General features: G+C 40.0%; 15 protein-coding genes. 11 read left to right on the top strand and 4 right to left on the bottom strand.

All coding sequences use genetic code 11. The annotated features are described in order from the left end of the window. On the bottom strand, positions 1-1,164 hold a 1,164-nt coding region (locus ACTB00_RS06855), incomplete at its 3' end, for an FAD-binding oxidoreductase (protein ID WP_463299171.1). A 307-nt stretch (positions 1,165-1,471) separates the two neighbouring features. Here ACTB00_RS06855 and pta point away from each other — a divergent pair. The 10 genes from pta (at position 1,472) to ACTB00_RS06805 (ending at position 14,001) form a co-directional block, all read left to right on the top strand. After that, entirely contained in the window at positions 1,472-2,476 is a 1,005-nt protein-coding gene (pta, locus tag ACTB00_RS06850) for a phosphate acetyltransferase (protein ID WP_463299170.1), read from the top strand. 17 nt (positions 2,477-2,493) lie between these two features. After that, on the top strand, positions 2,494-3,465 hold the full coding sequence (locus tag ACTB00_RS06845; RefSeq protein WP_463299169.1) for a 3-hydroxyacyl-CoA dehydrogenase family protein: 972 nt from the start codon (positions 2,494-2,496) through the stop codon (positions 3,463-3,465). A gap of 129 nt (positions 3,466-3,594) precedes the next feature. Beyond that, entirely contained in the window at positions 3,595-4,803 is a 1,209-nt protein-coding gene (locus tag ACTB00_RS06840; protein WP_463299168.1) for an acetate/propionate family kinase, read from the top strand. Between the two features lie 184 nt (positions 4,804-4,987). Continuing rightward, on the top strand, positions 4,988-5,896 hold the full coding sequence (locus ACTB00_RS06835) for a phosphate acyltransferase (RefSeq protein WP_463299167.1): 909 nt from the start codon (positions 4,988-4,990) through the stop codon (positions 5,894-5,896). A 4-nt stretch (positions 5,897-5,900) separates the two neighbouring features. Further along, on the top strand, positions 5,901-6,995 hold the full coding sequence (buk, locus tag ACTB00_RS06830) for a butyrate kinase (RefSeq protein WP_463299166.1): 1,095 nt from the start codon (positions 5,901-5,903) through the stop codon (positions 6,993-6,995). Positions 6,996-7,171: 176 nt separating this feature from the next. Beyond that, the gene (locus ACTB00_RS06825; protein ID WP_463299165.1) at positions 7,172-8,443 is read left to right on the top strand and encodes a cation:proton antiporter domain-containing protein; all 1,272 of its coding nucleotides are present in this window, start codon (positions 7,172-7,174) and stop codon (positions 8,441-8,443) included. 138 nt (positions 8,444-8,581) lie between these two features. Then, entirely contained in the window at positions 8,582-9,862 is a 1,281-nt protein-coding gene (locus ACTB00_RS06820; protein ID WP_463299164.1) for a glucuronyl esterase domain-containing protein, read from the top strand. A 21-nt stretch (positions 9,863-9,883) separates the two neighbouring features. Then, positions 9,884-10,411 (top strand): DUF1697 domain-containing protein, encoded by a 528-nt coding sequence (locus ACTB00_RS06815; RefSeq protein ID WP_463299163.1) that lies wholly within the window; start codon positions 9,884-9,886, stop codon positions 10,409-10,411. A gap of 102 nt (positions 10,412-10,513) precedes the next feature. Further along, positions 10,514-11,983: a rhamnulokinase gene (rhaB, locus tag ACTB00_RS06810; protein ID WP_463299162.1), complete on the top strand. Its 1,470-nt coding sequence runs from the start codon at positions 10,514-10,516 to the stop codon at positions 11,981-11,983. Positions 11,984-12,147: 164 nt separating this feature from the next. Next, positions 12,148-14,001: an alpha-amylase family protein gene (locus tag ACTB00_RS06805; RefSeq protein ID WP_463299161.1), complete on the top strand. Its 1,854-nt coding sequence runs from the start codon at positions 12,148-12,150 to the stop codon at positions 13,999-14,001. Here ACTB00_RS06805 and ACTB00_RS06800 read toward each other — a convergent pair. Continuing rightward, on the bottom strand, positions 13,979-14,818 hold the full coding sequence (locus tag ACTB00_RS06800) for an FRG domain-containing protein (RefSeq protein WP_463299160.1): 840 nt from the start codon (positions 14,816-14,818) through the stop codon (positions 13,979-13,981). The genes ACTB00_RS06805 and ACTB00_RS06800 overlap by 23 nt on opposite strands. 189 nt (positions 14,819-15,007) lie before the next feature. Between ACTB00_RS06800 and ACTB00_RS06795 the strand changes: the two genes are divergently transcribed. After that, positions 15,008-16,297, top strand: coding sequence for a hypothetical protein (locus ACTB00_RS06795; protein WP_463299159.1), 1,290 nt, complete (start codon positions 15,008-15,010; stop codon positions 16,295-16,297). 33 nt (positions 16,298-16,330) lie between these two features. Here ACTB00_RS06795 and ACTB00_RS06790 read toward each other — a convergent pair whose 3' ends face one another. Next, complete coding sequence (locus tag ACTB00_RS06790) at positions 16,331-17,089, bottom strand: ThuA domain-containing protein (protein ID WP_463299158.1); 759 nt, start codon at positions 17,087-17,089, stop codon at positions 16,331-16,333. Positions 17,090-17,184: 95 nt separating this feature from the next. Continuing rightward, positions 17,185-18,828, bottom strand: coding sequence for a sodium ion-translocating decarboxylase subunit beta (locus ACTB00_RS06785; RefSeq protein WP_463299157.1), 1,644 nt, complete (start codon positions 18,826-18,828; stop codon positions 17,185-17,187). Positions 18,829-18,841 lie beyond the last annotated feature (13 nt).

Here is an 18,841-nt window from a genome sequence, read left to right as displayed (position 1 = left end):
AAGAGCCCATACACGCTTGATCATGTCGTTTCCTAGTACTAAAGGAAAATGGTAGCCAAGTCCTGCTTTACGAAAATCCTTTTCAAGGTTTTGAGCAATACGGTGAATTTCTTCTTCTGTTTCTCTGGCAAATTCAATCATCAACATCGCTTTCGGATCACCCTGAACGAAAAAGCGGTTTTTACGTTGTTCAATGTTCTCCTTTGTGCAGTTCATAATGATGTCATCCATCAGCTCGATGGCGCCCGGGTTGTGTTTTAGGGCAACCAAGTTGCCAAGATAGGCTTCTTGCAGGCTATTAAAATGAGCGCAAACTAATCCCTTGTGTTCTGGAGGAAGGGGAATTAGGTTGAGTTTGATTTGAGTGGTGAATGCTAATGTTCCTTCACTTCCGGCCAGCAGTTTGCAAACGTTAATCGATTCTCCATTTTTTGTAAACGGATCGGTCTCAAGCAAGATGTCGATCGCATACCCGTTGTTTCGCCGTTTTACTTTTGGGTCAGGATACTCGCTCCTGATATTTTCCTGATTGTTGGTATTTGAAAGCGTTTCATACAGGTTCTTATAGATTCGCGTCTCCAAACTGTCGTGCTTGTCGTTGCATTTAGCAAGAAATTCCTCCGTATTCAACGTTTTAAAAACAACATCCGACCCATCAGAAAGAATGCAGTCTGCTTCCAGGATATGATCGCGGGCACTCCCATAAATCAGCGAATGCAGCCCGCAAGAGTTGTTTCCCACCATGCCGCCAATGCAACAACGGTTGGCGGTTGACGTTTCAGGGCCAAATTGTAATCCGTGTGGAGCCAGATACATATTTAGTTCTGTCAGGTTTACTCCCGGTTCAACAATCACCCAATTCTCATCGACATTGAGTTCAATGATCCTGTTCATGTATTTAGAAACATCAATCACAATACCCTTTCCTACAACCTGGCCGGCAAGCGATGTTCCGCCGGCTCGCGGAATTACGGAGGTTTTGTGCTTCCGGGCGAAGTCAATAATTTGGCGGATGTCTGCTTTATTTCTTGGTTTGCAAACAGCTTGTGGAATTTCCCGGTACGATGAAGCATCGGTGGCGTAAATAACCTTTTGCACATTGTCTGTATAGACATCACCATCCAGTTTTTGTTTTAATTCCAGAAACAGATCATTTGTGTTCATAGGAGAATTCTTGGTGCGACGAACAAAATTATCAATTTATTTGAGCTGAAAGAATATTCAGATTCGATTAATTCTCAATTAATTTTCAGAAAAAATTAACATAGCATATGTCTACATGCGTAAAGCTAGATAGATCAATGCAATCGATTGCTCAAATTGTTGTGGGTTTTTATCTAAATAGCTATAAGTCCTTAATTATTGGAGGGGTTAACAAATAATTAGCACACATTGGGGATATCAACTGGTAATTTTCCTTACTTTTGTATTTGAATATTTTACTCAAAAGTTAAAAATCTTAAACTTTCAGATGAAACTACTTGAACGTGTTATTAAGAACGCCCAAAGTTATCAAAAGCGTATTGTTCTTCCAGAAGGATTAGAACCTCGGACTCTGAGAGCCACAGAAATCATCTTAAATGAAAATATTGCCCGGATTACTTTATTGGGAAATCCGGGAGAGATTATGCAGGCAGCCGAAGACCTGGGAGTCAATATTAAAGGTGCTGTACTGATTGATCCGAAGACTGACGAACGTCGGTCAGCCTATGCTGATTTGATGGTTGAAATCAGAAAATCAAAAGGATTGACTAAGGAACAAGCATTGGAAATGTTGAACGATCCATTGGTGTTTGCTCCGTTGATGATTAAAAGTGGTGATGCAGATGGAGAAATAGCCGGTGCAATTAATGCAACAGGTGACGTCCTCCGTCCGGCTTTCCAGTTTGTAAAAACGTTGCCGGGAGTGAGTGTTGTTTCCGGTGCTTTCCTGATGTTTGTAAACGATCCTCATTTTGGGCATGATGGAATTTTAGTTTTTGCCGATTGCGCAGTAATGCCCGATCCGGATGAACGACAGTTAGCCGAAATTGCGGTGACCACTGCTGGTACCGCAAAAGCCCTTGTTGGCATGGAACCTCGGGTGGCCATGTTGAGCTTCTCGACTAAAGGAAGTGCGAAGCACGAACGTGTTGACAAGGTGGTAAATGCCACAAGAATAGCGAAGGAGTTAGATAGCGAGTTAAAAATCGATGGTGAATTGCAGTTGGACGCAGCGCTTATACCTGAGGTTGCCAAGTTAAAAGCTCCGGATAGTGAAGTTGCTGGTCGTGCAAACGTATTGGTTTTCCCAGGACTTGAAGCAGCAAATATTGGTTATAAATTAGTACAACGTTTATCGCAAGCAGAAGCTATTGGTCCTGTATTGCAGGGAATGGCAGCGCCGATTAATGATCTGTCAAGAGGTTGTTCGGTGAGCGATATCGTAAATATGGTGGCAATTACCTCTAACCAGGCTGCTGCAATGTTCAAATAAATTTAGTAAAAGTTAAAATGGCTAGTGAATTAATACATGAACCAATTGAAGAATTTGGTTTAATAAAGAAAAAGGTATCAAAATCGCTGTTTTCTAAAATTGGTATTGTTGGATGTGGACTTGTCGGACAGAATATTGCCCGTGTAGCGAGTTTCTACGGTATTGAAGTTGTCTTCATCGAAGTCAGCGAAGAAAAAGTACGAGAAGCATACAAAAATATCGGTAAAATCCTTGACAATCGTATCGAGCATTGGGGATTAACCGAAAGTGAAAAAAGAGCAATCCTGGCGAGAATCAAAGGATCGTTAGATTATAAAGATCTTGCAGGATGCGATTTCGTGGTTGAAGCCATTCGTGCTGTAGACCGCGGTGGAAAAATCAAAGAGCGTAAAAAGATTTTCAAGAAGATTGAAAAAGTCGTGCATCGCGATTGTATTATTGGTACAAACTCAACGACAATCGTTATTACCGAGCTTTCTTCTGAAATGAAACACAAAGACCGTTGTGTAAGTCTGCACTTTCTGGTTTCGTCTCGCGAAGCCCGTATCATGGAGGTTGTAAAAGGGCTTTATACATCAGAAGAGGCATATGATAAAGTTTGCAAGTTTGTTAAACTTATCAATCGTAAAATTGTACCCGTCGAAGAATCAGCTGGATTGGTCAGTGTTCGTCTCTTTGTTGTCTTGTTAAACGAAGCTTGTGAAATCTTGTTGGAAGGTGTTGCGAATATGGAAGACATTGATGCAACAATGAAAATAGGCCTTGGAATGAGATTAGGGCCTTTTGAAGTCGCTGATAAAATGGGATTGGATAAAATTGTTCGCTGGATGGAAAATATCTACAGCGAATTTGGCGATGTTCATTACAAACCATCTCCTTACATTAAACGCCTTGTTCGGGCCAAACAATTGGGTATAGCTTCAGGAAAAGGATTTTATGAGTATGATGAGGATGGTAATCGGATTAAAGGTTCAGCCAATAATTGTTAATAATCAATCTCAAAACTTTGATCAAACAGGAGAACGATTATTAGGGAGCTCCATGCGTTGGTCTCCTAAATCAAAAAAAGAACAGCTTAATACGAAAATTGCACCTCGTTAAATTGAAAAAATATACACATGAAAATTCTGGTTTTAAACTGCGGTAGCAGTTCAATAAAATATCAGCTCTTCAGTATGGATGACCAATCGGTTATTGCAAAAGGAGGAGTAGAAAAAATAGGCATGAAAGGTTCATTTTTGAAGCACAATCATGCTGACGGACGTAAAATAATGTTTGAAGGAGAAATTCTGGATCACAAAAGTGGTATCGAATACATTCTGGGAATTTTGACCAGCCAAAAGTATGGTTGTTTGGAAAGTCTGGAAGAAATTGATGCTGTTGGACATCGTGTTGTTCATGGTGGTGAGTATTTCCATGACAGTGAATTGATAACTAATGAAGTTATCGATGCCCTTGTGAAATGTACTGATTTAGCGCCTTTGCATAATCCGCCAAACTTAAAAGGGATAGAGGCTATGGAAGAGCTAATTCCCGGGATTCCCCAGGTTGGTGTTTTCGATACTGCTTTTCACCAAACCATGGAGCCTAAATCATACATGTACGGTATTCCGCATGTGCTGTACGAAAAATATAGCATTCGCCGTTATGGTTTTCACGGAACCAGCCATCGTTATGTTACAAAACGTGCATGTGATCTTCTGGGACGTGATTACGAAAGTCAGAAGATTATTTCTTGTCACTTGGGTAACGGAGCTTCTGTTGCCGCCATTAAAGATGGTAAGTCCTATGATACCTCTATGGGATTTACGCCTCTTGAAGGATTAATTATGGGAACCCGTTCCGGTGATTTGGATATTGGTGTCGCAACATACATCATGGAAAAGGAAGAGCTTGGATTGAAATCGGCCAATACGCTGTTTAATAAGCACAGTGGCATGCTTGGATTATCAGGAGTATCTTCTGATATGAGAGAAATTGAAGAAGCTGCCGAAGAGGGCAACGAACGAGCCAGAATAGCTTTAGAAATTTACGATTACCGGGTTAAAAAATATATCGGTTCATACATGGCTGGTATGGGCGGTTTAGATGTGTTGATTTTTACCGGTGGAATTGGGGAGAACGCTGATACAACACGTAGAGGGGTTGCCGGGGAGTTGGAAGCCTTGGGAATCAAGATTGATCCAGAGAAAAATGACGGATTCCGTGGTGAGGGGGTTATCAGTACTGATGATTCTCCGGTTACGGTTATCGTTGTTCCAACCAATGAAGAATTAATGATTGCCCTTGATACCGAGAAAAAAGTATTGAGCCATGCCAAAGTGTAAGTTTTACATTTGATATTATCGAAATCTGACACTTCATAGTACAATATATTTTATAATTAACATCCGATGCATTTTATGTGTCGGATGTTTTGTTTTATGGGGTTTAATAACATTTTTTAGATTGACTTTTGTTCTGTATTTTCAATCATTCTTATCGTAATTTTCAAGTCCATAAAGTATTGTTATGAGTGTAAAACATTTATCAGATCTGTATCAATTAGCTCAAAATAAAAAATTGATTAAAACGGTTGTCGTTGCTAATGGGGTTGATGAACACAGCATTGAATCTGCTTGGAAAGCTCATCAGCTGGCTATTGTCAGAATTGCACTAACGGGAGATCGTGAGCGAATAGAGGATGCCTGCAAAAGACTGGATATCGGCATCGGCGAATTGCAGATTATTGATGCTTCAGATGATGAGGATGCAGCGCGGAAAGCCGTTGAAATGGTGCGAAAAGGGAACGCAGATATTTTGATGAAGGGTTTGATAAATACCGATAAATATATGCGGGCAATTCTGAATAAAGAGCTGGGGCTGGTTAATTCGGGAGATTTAATAACGCACATCACTTTGTTAGAAAATCCCAATTATCATAAACTGCTTCTGGCTAGTGATGTGGCGATTATTCCTTTTCCCAATCTGAAACAAAAAGAAGTGATGATCAAGTATCTAATTGAAGTTGGTCAGAAACTGGGAATAGATGAACCGAAAGTAGCTATAATTGCACCGACAGAGCAAGTGATTGAGTCAATTCCATCGTGTGCTGACGCTGCCAAATTGAAAACTAGAGGAGAGAATGGCTTTTTTAACGGCGGAATAGTTGATGGTCCCATGGCGCTTGATGTAGCTTTGGATTCAGAATCGGCAAAAATAAAAAAAATCACTTCCCCCTGTGCCGGCGATGCGGACTGTTTGCTTTTCCCCAGCATCGATTCAGGAAATGTTTTTTATAAAACCAACACCAAACTTTGTCATGCCAACCAGGCCGCAGTGGTTTTCGGTGCAAAAGTTCCCATTGTTTTATCATCGCGGGGAGATGACACGCAAACAAAGTTAAACTCGATTGTGTTAGCTGTATTATTGAGTAATTAGAACTATGGATGAATACCGAATATTAGCGATTAATCCGGGGTCGACATCAACTAAGTTTGCCGTGTATTTTAACGAAGAATGCAAGTTGAATAAGACATTACGTCATTCGATCGATGACTTGTCTGGCTACACAAACATACTGCAACAATTTGATTACCGTAAGGGGATGATTATTGATTCGTTGTTGGAAGAAGGTTTTGAGGTGGATCGCATCAAATTTATTATTGGTCGAGGTGGTTTGACCTATCCTCTGGAATCAGGCGTTTATTTGGTAAACAACGAAATGCTGTTGCATGCCAGTCAGGGAGTTTACGGGCAGCACGCCAGCAACCTGGGGCCTTTGATTGCTGATTACATAGCCAACCAAATACCCGGAGCTCAGGCTTTTATTGCGGATCCGGTGGTTACTGATGAAATAAGCGATATTGCTCGAATTACAGGTCATCCAAATTTCGAGAAGAGATCAATCTTTCATGCGCTGAATCAGAAAGCAACAGCTCGTTTTCATGCTAAAAAACAAGGTGAAATATATGAAGATATGAACCTGATTGTCGCTCATCTGGGAGGAGGTATTTCCGTTGGAGCACACCAAAAAGGACGCGTTGTGGACGTTAATAATGGCTTGGATGGAGATGGCCCGTTTAGCCCAGAGAGAAGTGGGGGATTACCAACCGGACAAGTAGTCGACTGGTGTTTTGATAGTAACATGACTAAGGACGAAGTTCGTCGCATGGTGGTTGGAGAAGGTGGCTATGTCGCTTATTTGAAAACCAACAATGCGAAAGAAGTTGAGGAGCTTGCCGCCCGGGGAGATGCGCAGGCAAAGTTGATTCAGGACGCTATGGCCTACCAAGTAGCAAAATCAATTGGACAAATGGCTGTAGTTTTTGACGGCGTTGTGGATGCCATTCTGCTAACCGGTGGTGTTGCTTACAATAACTATTTAACGGATTACATTCGCAAAAAAGTACAATTCATTGCCGAGGTATTCGTTTATCCAGGCGAAGATGAATTAGAAGCATTGGCAAAAAATGCCCTGAGAGTAGCTCGGGAAGAAACTCAGGCTAAAAGTTATCATCCTAAAATTCATACGAAATAGCTTCCCGTTTTGCCATATTCAATCTTCTGGATATGAATAGCATAAAACTTCAACAACTAAATAATACGCCCAACTATCCGTAATTTTTTGAATGCCTTTTTACCTGCTTCGCCGATAAACACTAGGTAAATGCGAACAATTTTGTAACTTGACACCATTGAAAATATCATTGATATATGAGTGCTTATTTATTTGTAATTAGTCTTTGTGTTGTTGTCATCATTTCATTTTTCTTTAGTCTTTTGGCAAAGAAAACCAATATTCCAAGTGTGCTAATGCTTATTTTGTTGGGACTTGGAATTCAACAATTACTTATGTATTTCGGACTCGAACCTGAGTATTTTAATACGCTTGAGGTGCTCGGAATTGTTGGCTTGATAATGATTGTTCTGGAAGCAGCATTGGATCTTGAATTGAAAAAGGAGAAGTGGCCAATCATCTGGAAATCATTTGTAATTGCGTTTGTATCACTTGGAGCATCCAGTGTGCTTATAGCATTCGTGACACAACTATTTATACAGAATCTCGATTTCTTATCTTCCCTTATTTATGCCATTCCGTTTTCAATTATGAGTAGTGCGATCATTATTCCCAGTGTGTCGAATCTGGCAAAAGACAAGCGCGAATTTATGATTTACGAAAGCACTTTTTCAGATATTCTTGGTATTATGGCATTCTATTTTCTCATTGAAAACATCGATGCTAGTGGCGCTGGTGAAGTTGCTTTTGCACTGGGAAGTAATATATTAATAACTCTTATAATTTCAGTAATATTGAGCTACGCGCTCACCTATGTAATTCAAAATATTAAAACAGAGGCAAAGTTCTTCTTGTTTCTGGCAGTTTTGGTCTTGCTTTACGCTGTCGCCAAGTTGTTTCACCTGTCTTCGTTACTAATTATTCTGATGTTCGGACTTTTATTACGCAACCACAAAGTACTCCTGTGGGGACGGTTAGAAAAATGGCTAAACGACGATGCAATTGATGGACTATTCGAGAATTTTAAAATGATTACGATTGAAAGTTCATTTCTGGTAAGGACTTTTTTCTTTGTGGTATTCGGAATTAGCCTTTCCCTTACATCACTTGTAAACTGGGAAGTTTGGATGATGAGTGGTTTATTTCTCGTTATTCTGTATGTTATTCGTTATATCATGTTCTTTTCAGTTGAAAGAAAGGATATTTTTCCTCAAATATTTTTAGCTCCTCGTGGTTTGATTTCGATACTTTTATTTTTTGCCATCCCGGAAGAATATCAAGTTCCCGAGTTTGAAAGTGGTGCGCTTTTGGTTGTCATTATCTGTTCGAGTTTGATTATGGCGTGGTCATTAATTTCAGAAACCTCAAAAGCAAAGTCATTAACCAAAACGAAAGCACCAGAATCTGCTTCAACCAATGATTTGCCAATTGAGGGTAGCAAACTAAGTGGTGGCGAGATCGATAAATAAGCGTGATTTGTTAATCTGATTGTTGAGCGAACTAATTATAAATGCGTGATAATTTGGTGTTGTTTGCCGAGTTTCAAAAGAAATCTTTTATTTTTGAGAGTCAAGCGAGGCATGATTGAACTAACTTACTAAACGACTATGAAATACCTCTTTTTTCTAATTTCATTTTTTGTATGTTTTAATTTGGTTGCACAACAAACCGATGTTAATTACGACGAAAATGAGATTCCTGATTATAAATTACCGAAATTGCTGATTACGGAATCTGGTCGAAAAGTTAAAAACGTAAAGCGTTGGGAGAAGAAACGTCGTCCGGAGCTATTGGAAATATTTAAACACGAAATATATGGAAATATTCCAGAAGAAATTGATATTTCCGACGTGATTGTCCATGAGGAAAATGGCGTTTTTTTTGACGGACTGGCCAAGCGTAAGCAAGTGGAAATAATCTTTAAAAAAGACGATCGCGAATTGAGTGCAGAGATATTGATCTATACACCAAAGGATTCAGTAAAGGCTCCTGTTTTTGTTGGTTATAACTTTAGCGGAAACCATACAATTTCTTACGATCCGAACATTCGGCTGACTGAGTCCTGGGTGCCCGATAATCCGTCTTGGGGAATCGTTCACAATCAGGTTACCGAACAATCCAGAGGAGTAGCGACCGATAAATGGCCGGTTAAAAAGATGATCGAAGCCGGATATGGTGTGGCAACAATATATTGCGGCGATATTGATCCTGACCGGGATAACTTTCAGGATGGCATTCATCCATTTTCGTATCAGTTGGGGCAATTTCGCCCGGGATATGACGAATGGGGAAGTATCTCTGCCTGGGCTTGGGGACTATCAAAAGCGATGGATTATTTTACAACTGATCAAGATATTGATTCGACCAAGGTAATGGTTTTTGGTTTTTCGCGTATGGGAAAAGCAGCTGTTTGGGCTGCTGCATTAGATCAACGTTTTGCGATGTGTATCTCCAATAACTCCGGTTGTATGGGAGCGGCATTGTCTCGCCGTCGCATTGGAGAAACAATTGGGATTATTACTTATCATTTTCCACACTGGTTTTGCGAAAACCTGAATAAGTATTCCGGACACGAAGATAAACTACCAATAGACCAACACATGCTTTTAGGAATGATCGCCCCCCGGCCGCTCTATGTAACCAGCGCTACGGCCGATTTGTGGTCAGATCCGAAAGGTGAATTTTTGTCGACACTGGAAGCCGGAAAAGTATACGAACTATACGGTGAGAAAGGTTTGCCCGTAACCGAAATGCCTGCACCTAATACGCCGGTTTCGGAAACTGTGGGTTACCATATTCGGACCGGGAAGCACGATATTACTCCTTATGATTGGGAACAATTTATCAACTTTGCCAACAAACAGTTTTACTCCCAACCTGAAGAATAGTGGGTTTTTAGTTTCGTACTGATGAAAAAATATGTCGTTTTTATGCGTGGTATTAATGTGGGAGGGAACAAAAAAGTTCCTATGAAACAATTGAAAGATGTTTTAACGCGAAATGGATACCATAGTGTAAAAACGCTTTTGGCTTCGGGAAATGTCGTTTTTGAAAGTGAGAAGGAACGAATTCGTTTGGTTCAGGGCATCATTGAAGAAGCTTTTGGTTTTTCGATACTTACCATCGTATTTCCTTTCAACTACATTAAGGGCATTTTGGAAACTCAGCCATTTAAGGACGTTGAAACGGCTTCAACGATCAAATGCAATGTTACTTTTTCGCAAGCTGAGTTTAAAACCTCGCTAAGTATTCCGTTTCAAAACGAAGATGGTTCTTTCAGGATTCTTCAAGTTACTGATCATTCTGTGTTTTGGATGAGTGATACGAGCAAAATAAAAACAACGGAGGTCATGAAACTTTTGGATAGGGAATTTGGGAAAGAAATTACTACCCGAAATTACAATACGGTTGTGAAGCTGGCAAACCTGGCATCTTGATAAAATTTGATTGACGGTTGTCAGGATTGAACAGGATAGCCAATCTCATTATTCTTACTTAATTTGATTGAAACTGAAATTAACCGACTAACAAACAAACTTATGCAACACAATAACTTTCTGGCTTTCGATCTGGGAGCATCAAGCGGAAGAGCAATTTTAGGCACGTTGGAACAAGGAAAACTGAAACTGACAGAGGTTCACCGCTTTGATAATCAGATGCAATACATCAATGGACATTTCTTTTGGAACATCTTCAGCTTGTTTAATGAGTTAAAAAAAGGCTTAAAAAAATGTATTCAGGAATTTGGTGTTCAACCGGATTCTATTGGAGTTGATACCTGGGGAGTTGATTTTGTGCACTTGAACAAAGAAGGAATGATCATTTCGCTTCCGTTTGCTTATCGCGATTCGCGAACAGATACTTCCATGGATGACTTGTTTGCTAGAATTCCCAAAGAAGAAGTGTACGAACAAACCGGGATTCAGTTTATGCAATTCAATAGTTTATTTCAGCTTTTTTCTATGATTCAGGATCAATCATCATTGCTAGAGATCACCGATAAAATTTTATTTATGCCTGATGCGCTGAACTATCTTTTTTCAGGTGAAGCTGTTGCTGAATATACCATTGCAAGTACCAGTCAGATGGTTGTTCCTGGTGAGATGAAATGGCAAACCAGATTAATAGAGAAGGCAGGAATTCCTACTTCAATTTTAGCCAATTTAGTGAAGCCCGGCACCCGAATTGGAAAAATAAAACCAGATGTGGCTCTAGAAACAGGAAGTGCAGAAGTGCCGGTGATTGCCGTCGCCGGACATGACACTGCCTCTGCTATTGCTTCGGTGCCGGCTGATGACAAAAACTACGCTTATATCAGTTCGGGAACCTGGTCGCTGATGGGGATTGAAAGTGAGAAACCTTTGGTGTCGTCAAAAACACTGGAAATGAACTACACGAACGAAGGGGGAGTGGAAGGAACAACTCGCTTTTTAAAAAATATTATGGGCATGTGGCTCATCCAGGAATGTCGACGTGCCTGGCTCGATAAGAACAACTACACGTGGGACGAAATGGTGAAACTTGCGTCAGGTTCCGAACCATTTAAATATTTGATAAACCCTGACGATTCATGCTTTTTGAATCCGAAGAATATGCCTGAGGCAATTATAGAATACTGTTCGATAACAGGCCAGGGGAAACCCGAAAACCATGCTCAAATTATTCGTTGTGTGTATGATAGTTTGGCTTTGAAATACCGATTTACACTAGACCAAATTCTTACCGTAAGCGAAGAGCCTATTGAGAAGATACACATCATTGGAGGAGGCGCCAAAAATCGTTTTTTAAATCAACTAACAGCTGATGCTACAAAGCTAAAGGTGGTTGCCGGACCAACAGAAGCAACAGCTACCGGAAATATTCTGTTGCAGGCCAAGGCAATGGGAGCATTGCAATCATTGGCCGAGATGCGCACAGTTGTAAGGCATTCTTTTGAAGTGGAAGAATTTACTCCCGGCTCTGATTTGGACTGGGATGCTGCGTATCAAAGATATACCAGTTTAAAGTAAGTCTATCGAAAAAGCTGAATGAATCATCAAATTTGAATTTTGCGTATTTAAGTTTTAAAAATTATGCCAAACAGATGGTGTAAAATGTTTGCTTTTATAAGCATATCAGTTAATTTAGACATCTTAATTGTATTAGGGCAATTTTCATATAAATAATTCTTTTAGTGGACGATATAACTGTTGGTAGACGTAGAAATAGAACCTTGATTTTTCTGATATTGGCTTTTTTTGCTTTTGCGAATACAGTTCAAGGGCAAAACGAGTATCATTTTGATGAAAGTGATATTACGATTGAAGGAAGTTTGAGGCCCTTTATGCCTACAATTAGTGTTGAGCAAATATCAATGAGCCGTTATCAAGTATATTTTGCTCTTCATTCCTCTGCGCCGAGCCAACTGCCTGATTTCTCAATGACTTTTAAATTCCCCAAAAATAAAATTAATCAACTGTGGAACTCTCAAACGTGGTCAAATAAGTCTTATTTTTCATTGCCATCGTATGACCGTGCCACAGCCGACTTTTCCATTATTTCCGGCTTGACACTTAATGATCAGAACCAAATAACGTTTACTTGCAGCGATCGATTCGATTCGAGGTTTGCGACTACATTTGTGAAAGAACAAAATGATACCTTAGAGTTTGGGGTCACTTTTTTTGAAGATAATCCTCCACGATCAAGCACGCAGGATTACGTTGCACAAATACTGATCGATTTTAGAAACATTCATTTTTCACAGGCAGTTTACGAAGCTTCAAAGTGGCGGTTCCAAAAGGTTTTTAACTATGCCGCTTTAAAATCGAACAGAAGTGTAGCTCCGGTTTATTCAACCTGGTATCCAATGCATCGTGGTATTCCGTTAGAGAATATTTCCCGCGAACTGGATTCACTTAGAACTTTTGGTTTCAAATCAATTTTAATTGATGATAGTTGGCGCTCGTTGGTGAAACTAAAAGTAGATACCGTTTACGATTACGAGAAGGCTGACTTAAAAAACTTGAAGCTCTTGATCGAAAAAAGTAATGCAATGGACATGAAGCTTTATTTGTGGTATTCATTACCATTTATGGGTGGCAATCCGGTGATTACTAAGAAATTTAAAGGGAAATACCTTCGATATAAAGATCCACAACAAATATATGTTTTGGATCCGCGCTATCTGGATGTTCGTAACCACTTGGTGAGCACCTATTATAACTTCTACAAAGATTGGCTATTTGATGGAATTTGGTTTGATTTTATCAATAATTTTTATCCCGATGAACCGATTGTCGTGAGCGAGGATTTGGGACGTGACTTTACGGATGTTCAATTGGCGGTCGACAGTTTGATGGCAGGAATGGTATCTCGGTTGCAATCCGTCAATCCGAATGTCTTTATGGGGCAGGAGTTTAATCCAGTTGGGCCGGATCAGAATCATGACCGAAATTTTATAGTTGGTTTCGTTGGTGTCGACGGTACGAAACTGATACGGGAAAAGATGGTCAATAATCGCATCTTGTATGGACGATATACTCCATTTATGGAGATTATGGGAATTCATCCACGTGATAAAAGTGAAGATGTTGCACGTAAATTTCAATCCATCATGTTTGGAAATCCACACTTGTCGTTTTTTACTACCACCTTGCCTGATGATGCCAAACAAACCATTCGGTTTTGGTTAAACTATTGGAAGGAGAATCACGAAGTATTAATGGAGTCAGATTTCGAACCTCAAAAGGTTGCAAACATGTACCCCATTATTAAAGTGAAAGGGGATGAGAAGATTATTTATGCTTTGTATGGCGATTACACGTTGAGTTTGCCGCTGGCTGTTGATCGCCCCATTGATGTCATAAATTCAAAAGAGACGACTCAGGTTCAGTTTTTAGTAAACGAAGATGGAAATAGTTATAAGTATAAAATATTTAATCATTTAGGCGATATGGTCGAGCAGGGGGATTTAAAAGTGAAGCGTAAAAATTCGATTCAGATTGAAATTCCTGAAGCAGGTTTTATTCGTTTTCTTCCGAATTAAAAGGATCTCCCACAATTGGCTGGTAATGGCGTTTTAGCCATCGAGCCAACCCATCCAACCCGGGAAATAGCACCCGTTCGGTAATATTCGCCTGGTCAAGTTTATCGCGAACCTCCCACTTCAGTTCTTTCGGAATAATAATCCTGCGGTAAAGCCCCGGATGTTTAACGAGCCATTGATCAAGTGTGGTTGTTGGTTGGGTCATTACACTAAAAAAGGCATATTGGTTAACAATTCGTTGATCCAGAGATGGAGGCTCAAAAAATATGACTTGATCTTTGCCTAATTTCTTGTCAAAATCGCTCAACGAAACGATGTTCTCCTCAAGCATTTCCACGGTAAAAGCATTACACTTTTCGTCGCATAGCAGTTGATTTAGAGGTTCTGAAACCAACTTATTGGCTTTCACAAAATCTACTTTCCATATTACCCCGTCAATATCAAACTTCTCGGTATTTGATGTTGCAAAATGCATCGCTACAAATGGTGAATAAGTCCAGTCGAGCAGGCGGGTAGGGAGCCCATGATGCTGAGCCATAACCAAGGATCTCCAGAACGATGCACTTAATTGTGCATCTTTTGAGATGCTGTATTTTCTGAAGTTTCGGAGTAGGTGATATTCTAACTCGGAACGCGCACCACAGTTACGCAGAAAACTATTTTTAAGTTCGTAGCTGGCATCTGACAACCCGCGAAAAGCGTAGTCGGAACGGTATCGGCTCAACCGGGGTTTCCATGAATCATGGTAAACTTCTTCGCACAGTTCTTCCCAACTTTGAACAACGTAGTCGTTTTGGTAAATCTTTTTTGTTCCCATCTTTTCAAAATTGTCAAAAAAAATTGGAACTATAAATCACGAAGACCATCTTTTTTGATGCTGACTCAAATAAAAAAGCCAACACGTTCTTTTCAAAAATATCTGTTAAATAAATTTAAATAACCAAAGTAGGTTGCCGCTTTCCCTCTTAAATTCTATTTTAGTTGGGCATTTGTTGAAAATTTAAAAATGAGGGAGCGCTTTTTTATTCTGGTATTTTTATTGAGCTGTTTTTTTGCTCAGTCATTTGCGCAAAATAATGACGATCTCACTAACCTTCTTCAAGTGCCTCTGTTCTATCCTGAAATAAATCCGGAAAGTGCGATAGGTATTTATTCGCTCGATTTGCCATTTTATTTTCCAGATGCAGATCCTAAAAAGCATGAGCTTTCAGTTAGTTATACTATGGGAAATACGTGGCATCCGAGTGCACGTTTTCTGTATCCACAAAATTTGACTGTTGACCAGCAAGAGGAGCTTGCTGAAATTCCGATGACTGTTCGTCCTGGTTATTTTGAAGTAATGGGAATTGAAACCAGAGACAAAGCTTTTCACTCTGATGGCGTTATTCAACATCTGAGGCTAACCTATTTGAATACCTGGACGTCAAAACACAGTTTGATTGTTAATTTAAATCTGCATCAGTTGGTTGGCGGATCGTCAATTTTGAACTATTTGGTTAGTGATAATTTTATAGAAACTTTCCATTCGAATTTTGCTGTCGAGGATAACTACGGACGAAGGCTTTACCCATTCAACCGGGCTTCCATTCAGTTTACAGATGAGGAGGGAAATACTTTTCGAAAAAATAAAGGAGATTTTTTTACAAGTGTGGTTGATGCACATTATTACCGTCAACTTTTTACGTCAAAAAGCTCTGATTTTCATTTCGGTTCGCAACTGGGAGGGCACTTGTCTATTCCTGTTAATCACGTACATCCTTACTTAATTCCAGGTCTCTCGGCCGGCTTCAGAATGGATTTCCCGTTAGGAGAACGAAGTTCGTTCACTTATGCTTTAGATGGGGGAATAACCGATCAGCTTTTTGCGAAGGTGGGGAGCGGTGTTCGCGCAATCGATTGGAGGTATCGCAAGCATGGACGCACTTTTTTCGGACTCAACCTGATGTCGAAAAAAAAGAATATGACTGTAATTGGTCTGGCTGTAAATTATCAGGATCCTTTGTTGAAAGGCTACTATTTTACCTGGGATCAGACCGGATACCACGAAATTGGTATTGACGTATTGAAGGAAGGTGATGTTTGGGAAGGTGAACTGATTTCCCGGCAGTTTTATTTGTCGAAATTAACACCAGCAGCGTTATATTACTTTTCGTTAAAGACGTATTTCATATTCGGATTTCATAAAAATGGGCACGAGTTTAATGTTTATTGTGGCGAAGATATGTTTTCGTTCAATAATGCACCCGACATCCAATTTAGTTTTCAGTATCGGTTTTCTCCATTTGGAAAGAAGTAAGAACTTTGTTACTCCTTATATTACCCGCTGTGGCTACTCTTTTTTCCCGGCCCAGTTTACAGCAGCCGAATAGTGATCCCTCACTTTGAGATTTTGAAACGATTCGTTCGTGTGCCCAAAAACCGAGTAAAACGAACGGATGCCATCAAATTCTTGCCACCAAATTAGTGGATGATCTCCCATTTTCCAATCGTCATTTTTCGATTTTTTAATACTCGATTCGTCAAGACTGGCAAGAACGCGAACCTTTTCGCGTGGGTTTTCTGTAAAACTATACCATTCATCAAAAGTTGTATAACTGTCCATTCCTTCAAAAACTTTCATGGCCGGATGATTATGGTCTTCGATAATAACTTTTCCTTCTTGCGCTGGTGGGTGTGTAAAAAAATAAGCACCGCATAGTTTTCCAAACCAATTCCATTCATATTCGCAGTCGGAAGCAGCATGAATGCCGACAAAACCCTTCCCGGTCTTCATAAATGTTTCAAAAGCTTTTTGTTGATTTGGATTTAAAACGTCTCCTGTCGGACTCAGGAAAACAACCACGTCAAAATTAACCAGAAAATCCATCGTGAACAGATTCGCATTTTCGGTGGCAGTCAAGTTCCAACCTTCCTGAAGTGCCAGTTCATCGAACATTTTAATGCCACTTGAAATCGATTGATGGTGCCAGCCTTCGGTTTTAGAGAATACCAGTACGTTCAAGGTTTTTGGAGGGAAATTTTTACTGGGTTGAGCATATCCTGAAAACAGACTAATGCCGAGAACCATTAGGAGAAATATTTTTTTCATGGCTTAATTCGAATTGGTTTATAGTGATACAATAATACAAAAAAAAGGTTGTCCTCAAGCGAGAACAACCTTTTGAATTATAGTCTTGTTTTTTTTTACATCAAGAAACTCAACAAGATACCTGCACCAATAGCAGAGCCAATTACTCCCGAAACGTTCGGAGCCATGGCATGCATTAGCAAGTGGTTTGTTGGGTCCTCTTTCAATCCCATGGTTTGCACTACACGCGCGCTATCGGGCACCGCTGATACTCCAGCTGCACCAATCATCGGGTTAATTCTATTGTCTTTTTTGGAGAACAAGTTCATAATCTTAGCACTGATGACACCACCAGCCGTTGCGATAACAAAAGACGCTGCACCAAGCAAGAAAATCTTGATTGACGAAGGGGTTAAAAATACGTCAGCTTGTGTAGATGCTCCTACCGTAATACCAAGCAAAATAGTAATGGTATTAATTAAGGCAAAGTTTGCAGTGTCAGCCAAGCGTTTTGTTACGGTTGATTCTTTCAGTAAATTACCAAAGAACAACATACCTAATAGGGGCAGAGCTGATGGCGCGATATAAGCCGTCAAAATCAAACCAACAACGGGGAACAAAATTTTCTCTAGCTTAGAAACCGCTCTTGGAGGTTTCATGCGGATGAGACGTTCCCTTTTGCTCGTTAAAAGTCTGATAACCGGAGGTTGAATAACTGGAACTAAGGCCATGTATGAGTAGGCTGCAATTGCAATTGGACCAATGAGGTTTTTCACCGTTTCTCCATTGGCCATCACATTCAGACCGTTGGCTAGTTTCGATGAAATGAAGATTGCCGTTGGGCCGTCGGCACCACCAATAATACCAATCGCACCAGCTTCCGGTGGTGCAAATCCCATCCAAAGTGCTCCAAGGAATGTTAAGAAGATACCAATTTGGGCCGCTGCTCCCAATAACATTAATTTCGGATTTGAGATTAATGAAGAGAAGTCAGTCATGGCGCCAATTCCTAAGAAAATTAATGGTGGATACCAGCCCTGCACAACCCCTTGATAAAGAATATTCATGACAGATCCCGGCTCGTAAATTCCTAATTTCAGGTTGAAGTCAACGGCCTGAAACATCGGAATGTTTCCGATCAGAATACCAAAGCCGATTGGCACCAGCAATAGTGGTTCAAAATCGTATTTGATAGCCAGAAACAAAAATACGAAGCCGATGAACATCATTAGAATGTGCTTCCACGAAACGTTTGCAAAACCGGAAAATTCGTAAAAGTTAAATAATCCGGAAACCGCTCCTGAATAGTTTTTGTATACGTATCCGTCACCGGTTAGTTTACCGTCTTTCAAGCTAAGTTCACGAGTGCCAAGCTCCAACAATTCGTCCTTTGAGACATAGTCATTGGATTGGCTATTCGGATTCATGTTTTTATACAGGTGGGTAACTGTTTTTGGATAGAACCCTAATATGACTTTATCATCTTCTATTTTCCATTTACCCGAATAACGTTGTTTCAAAGAGTCCATCACAAACGTGTTGTTCTCCGAAAAAGAAAGTGTTTTGTAACGTTTAGCCGTTTCAAAATCTTCCTTCTTGTCTACCTCCGGGTTGAATGTAGGCGACGCGACATAACCATCGCTTCGGTTAATCCATTTCCCATCGGTTATTTTTTCAGCTAAATCACTGCTTTCATCAGCCCTGGTAAATGAGGGTAAAATCAACAGCAACGCAGCTATTATTAATAATAGTTTTTTCATTACCAGCAGATTT

This window comes from Sunxiuqinia sp. (genome assembly GCF_055140945.1).
The sequence above is the reverse complement of the archived record's forward strand: the minus strand, read 5'-3'. Positions and strand labels throughout refer to the sequence as shown.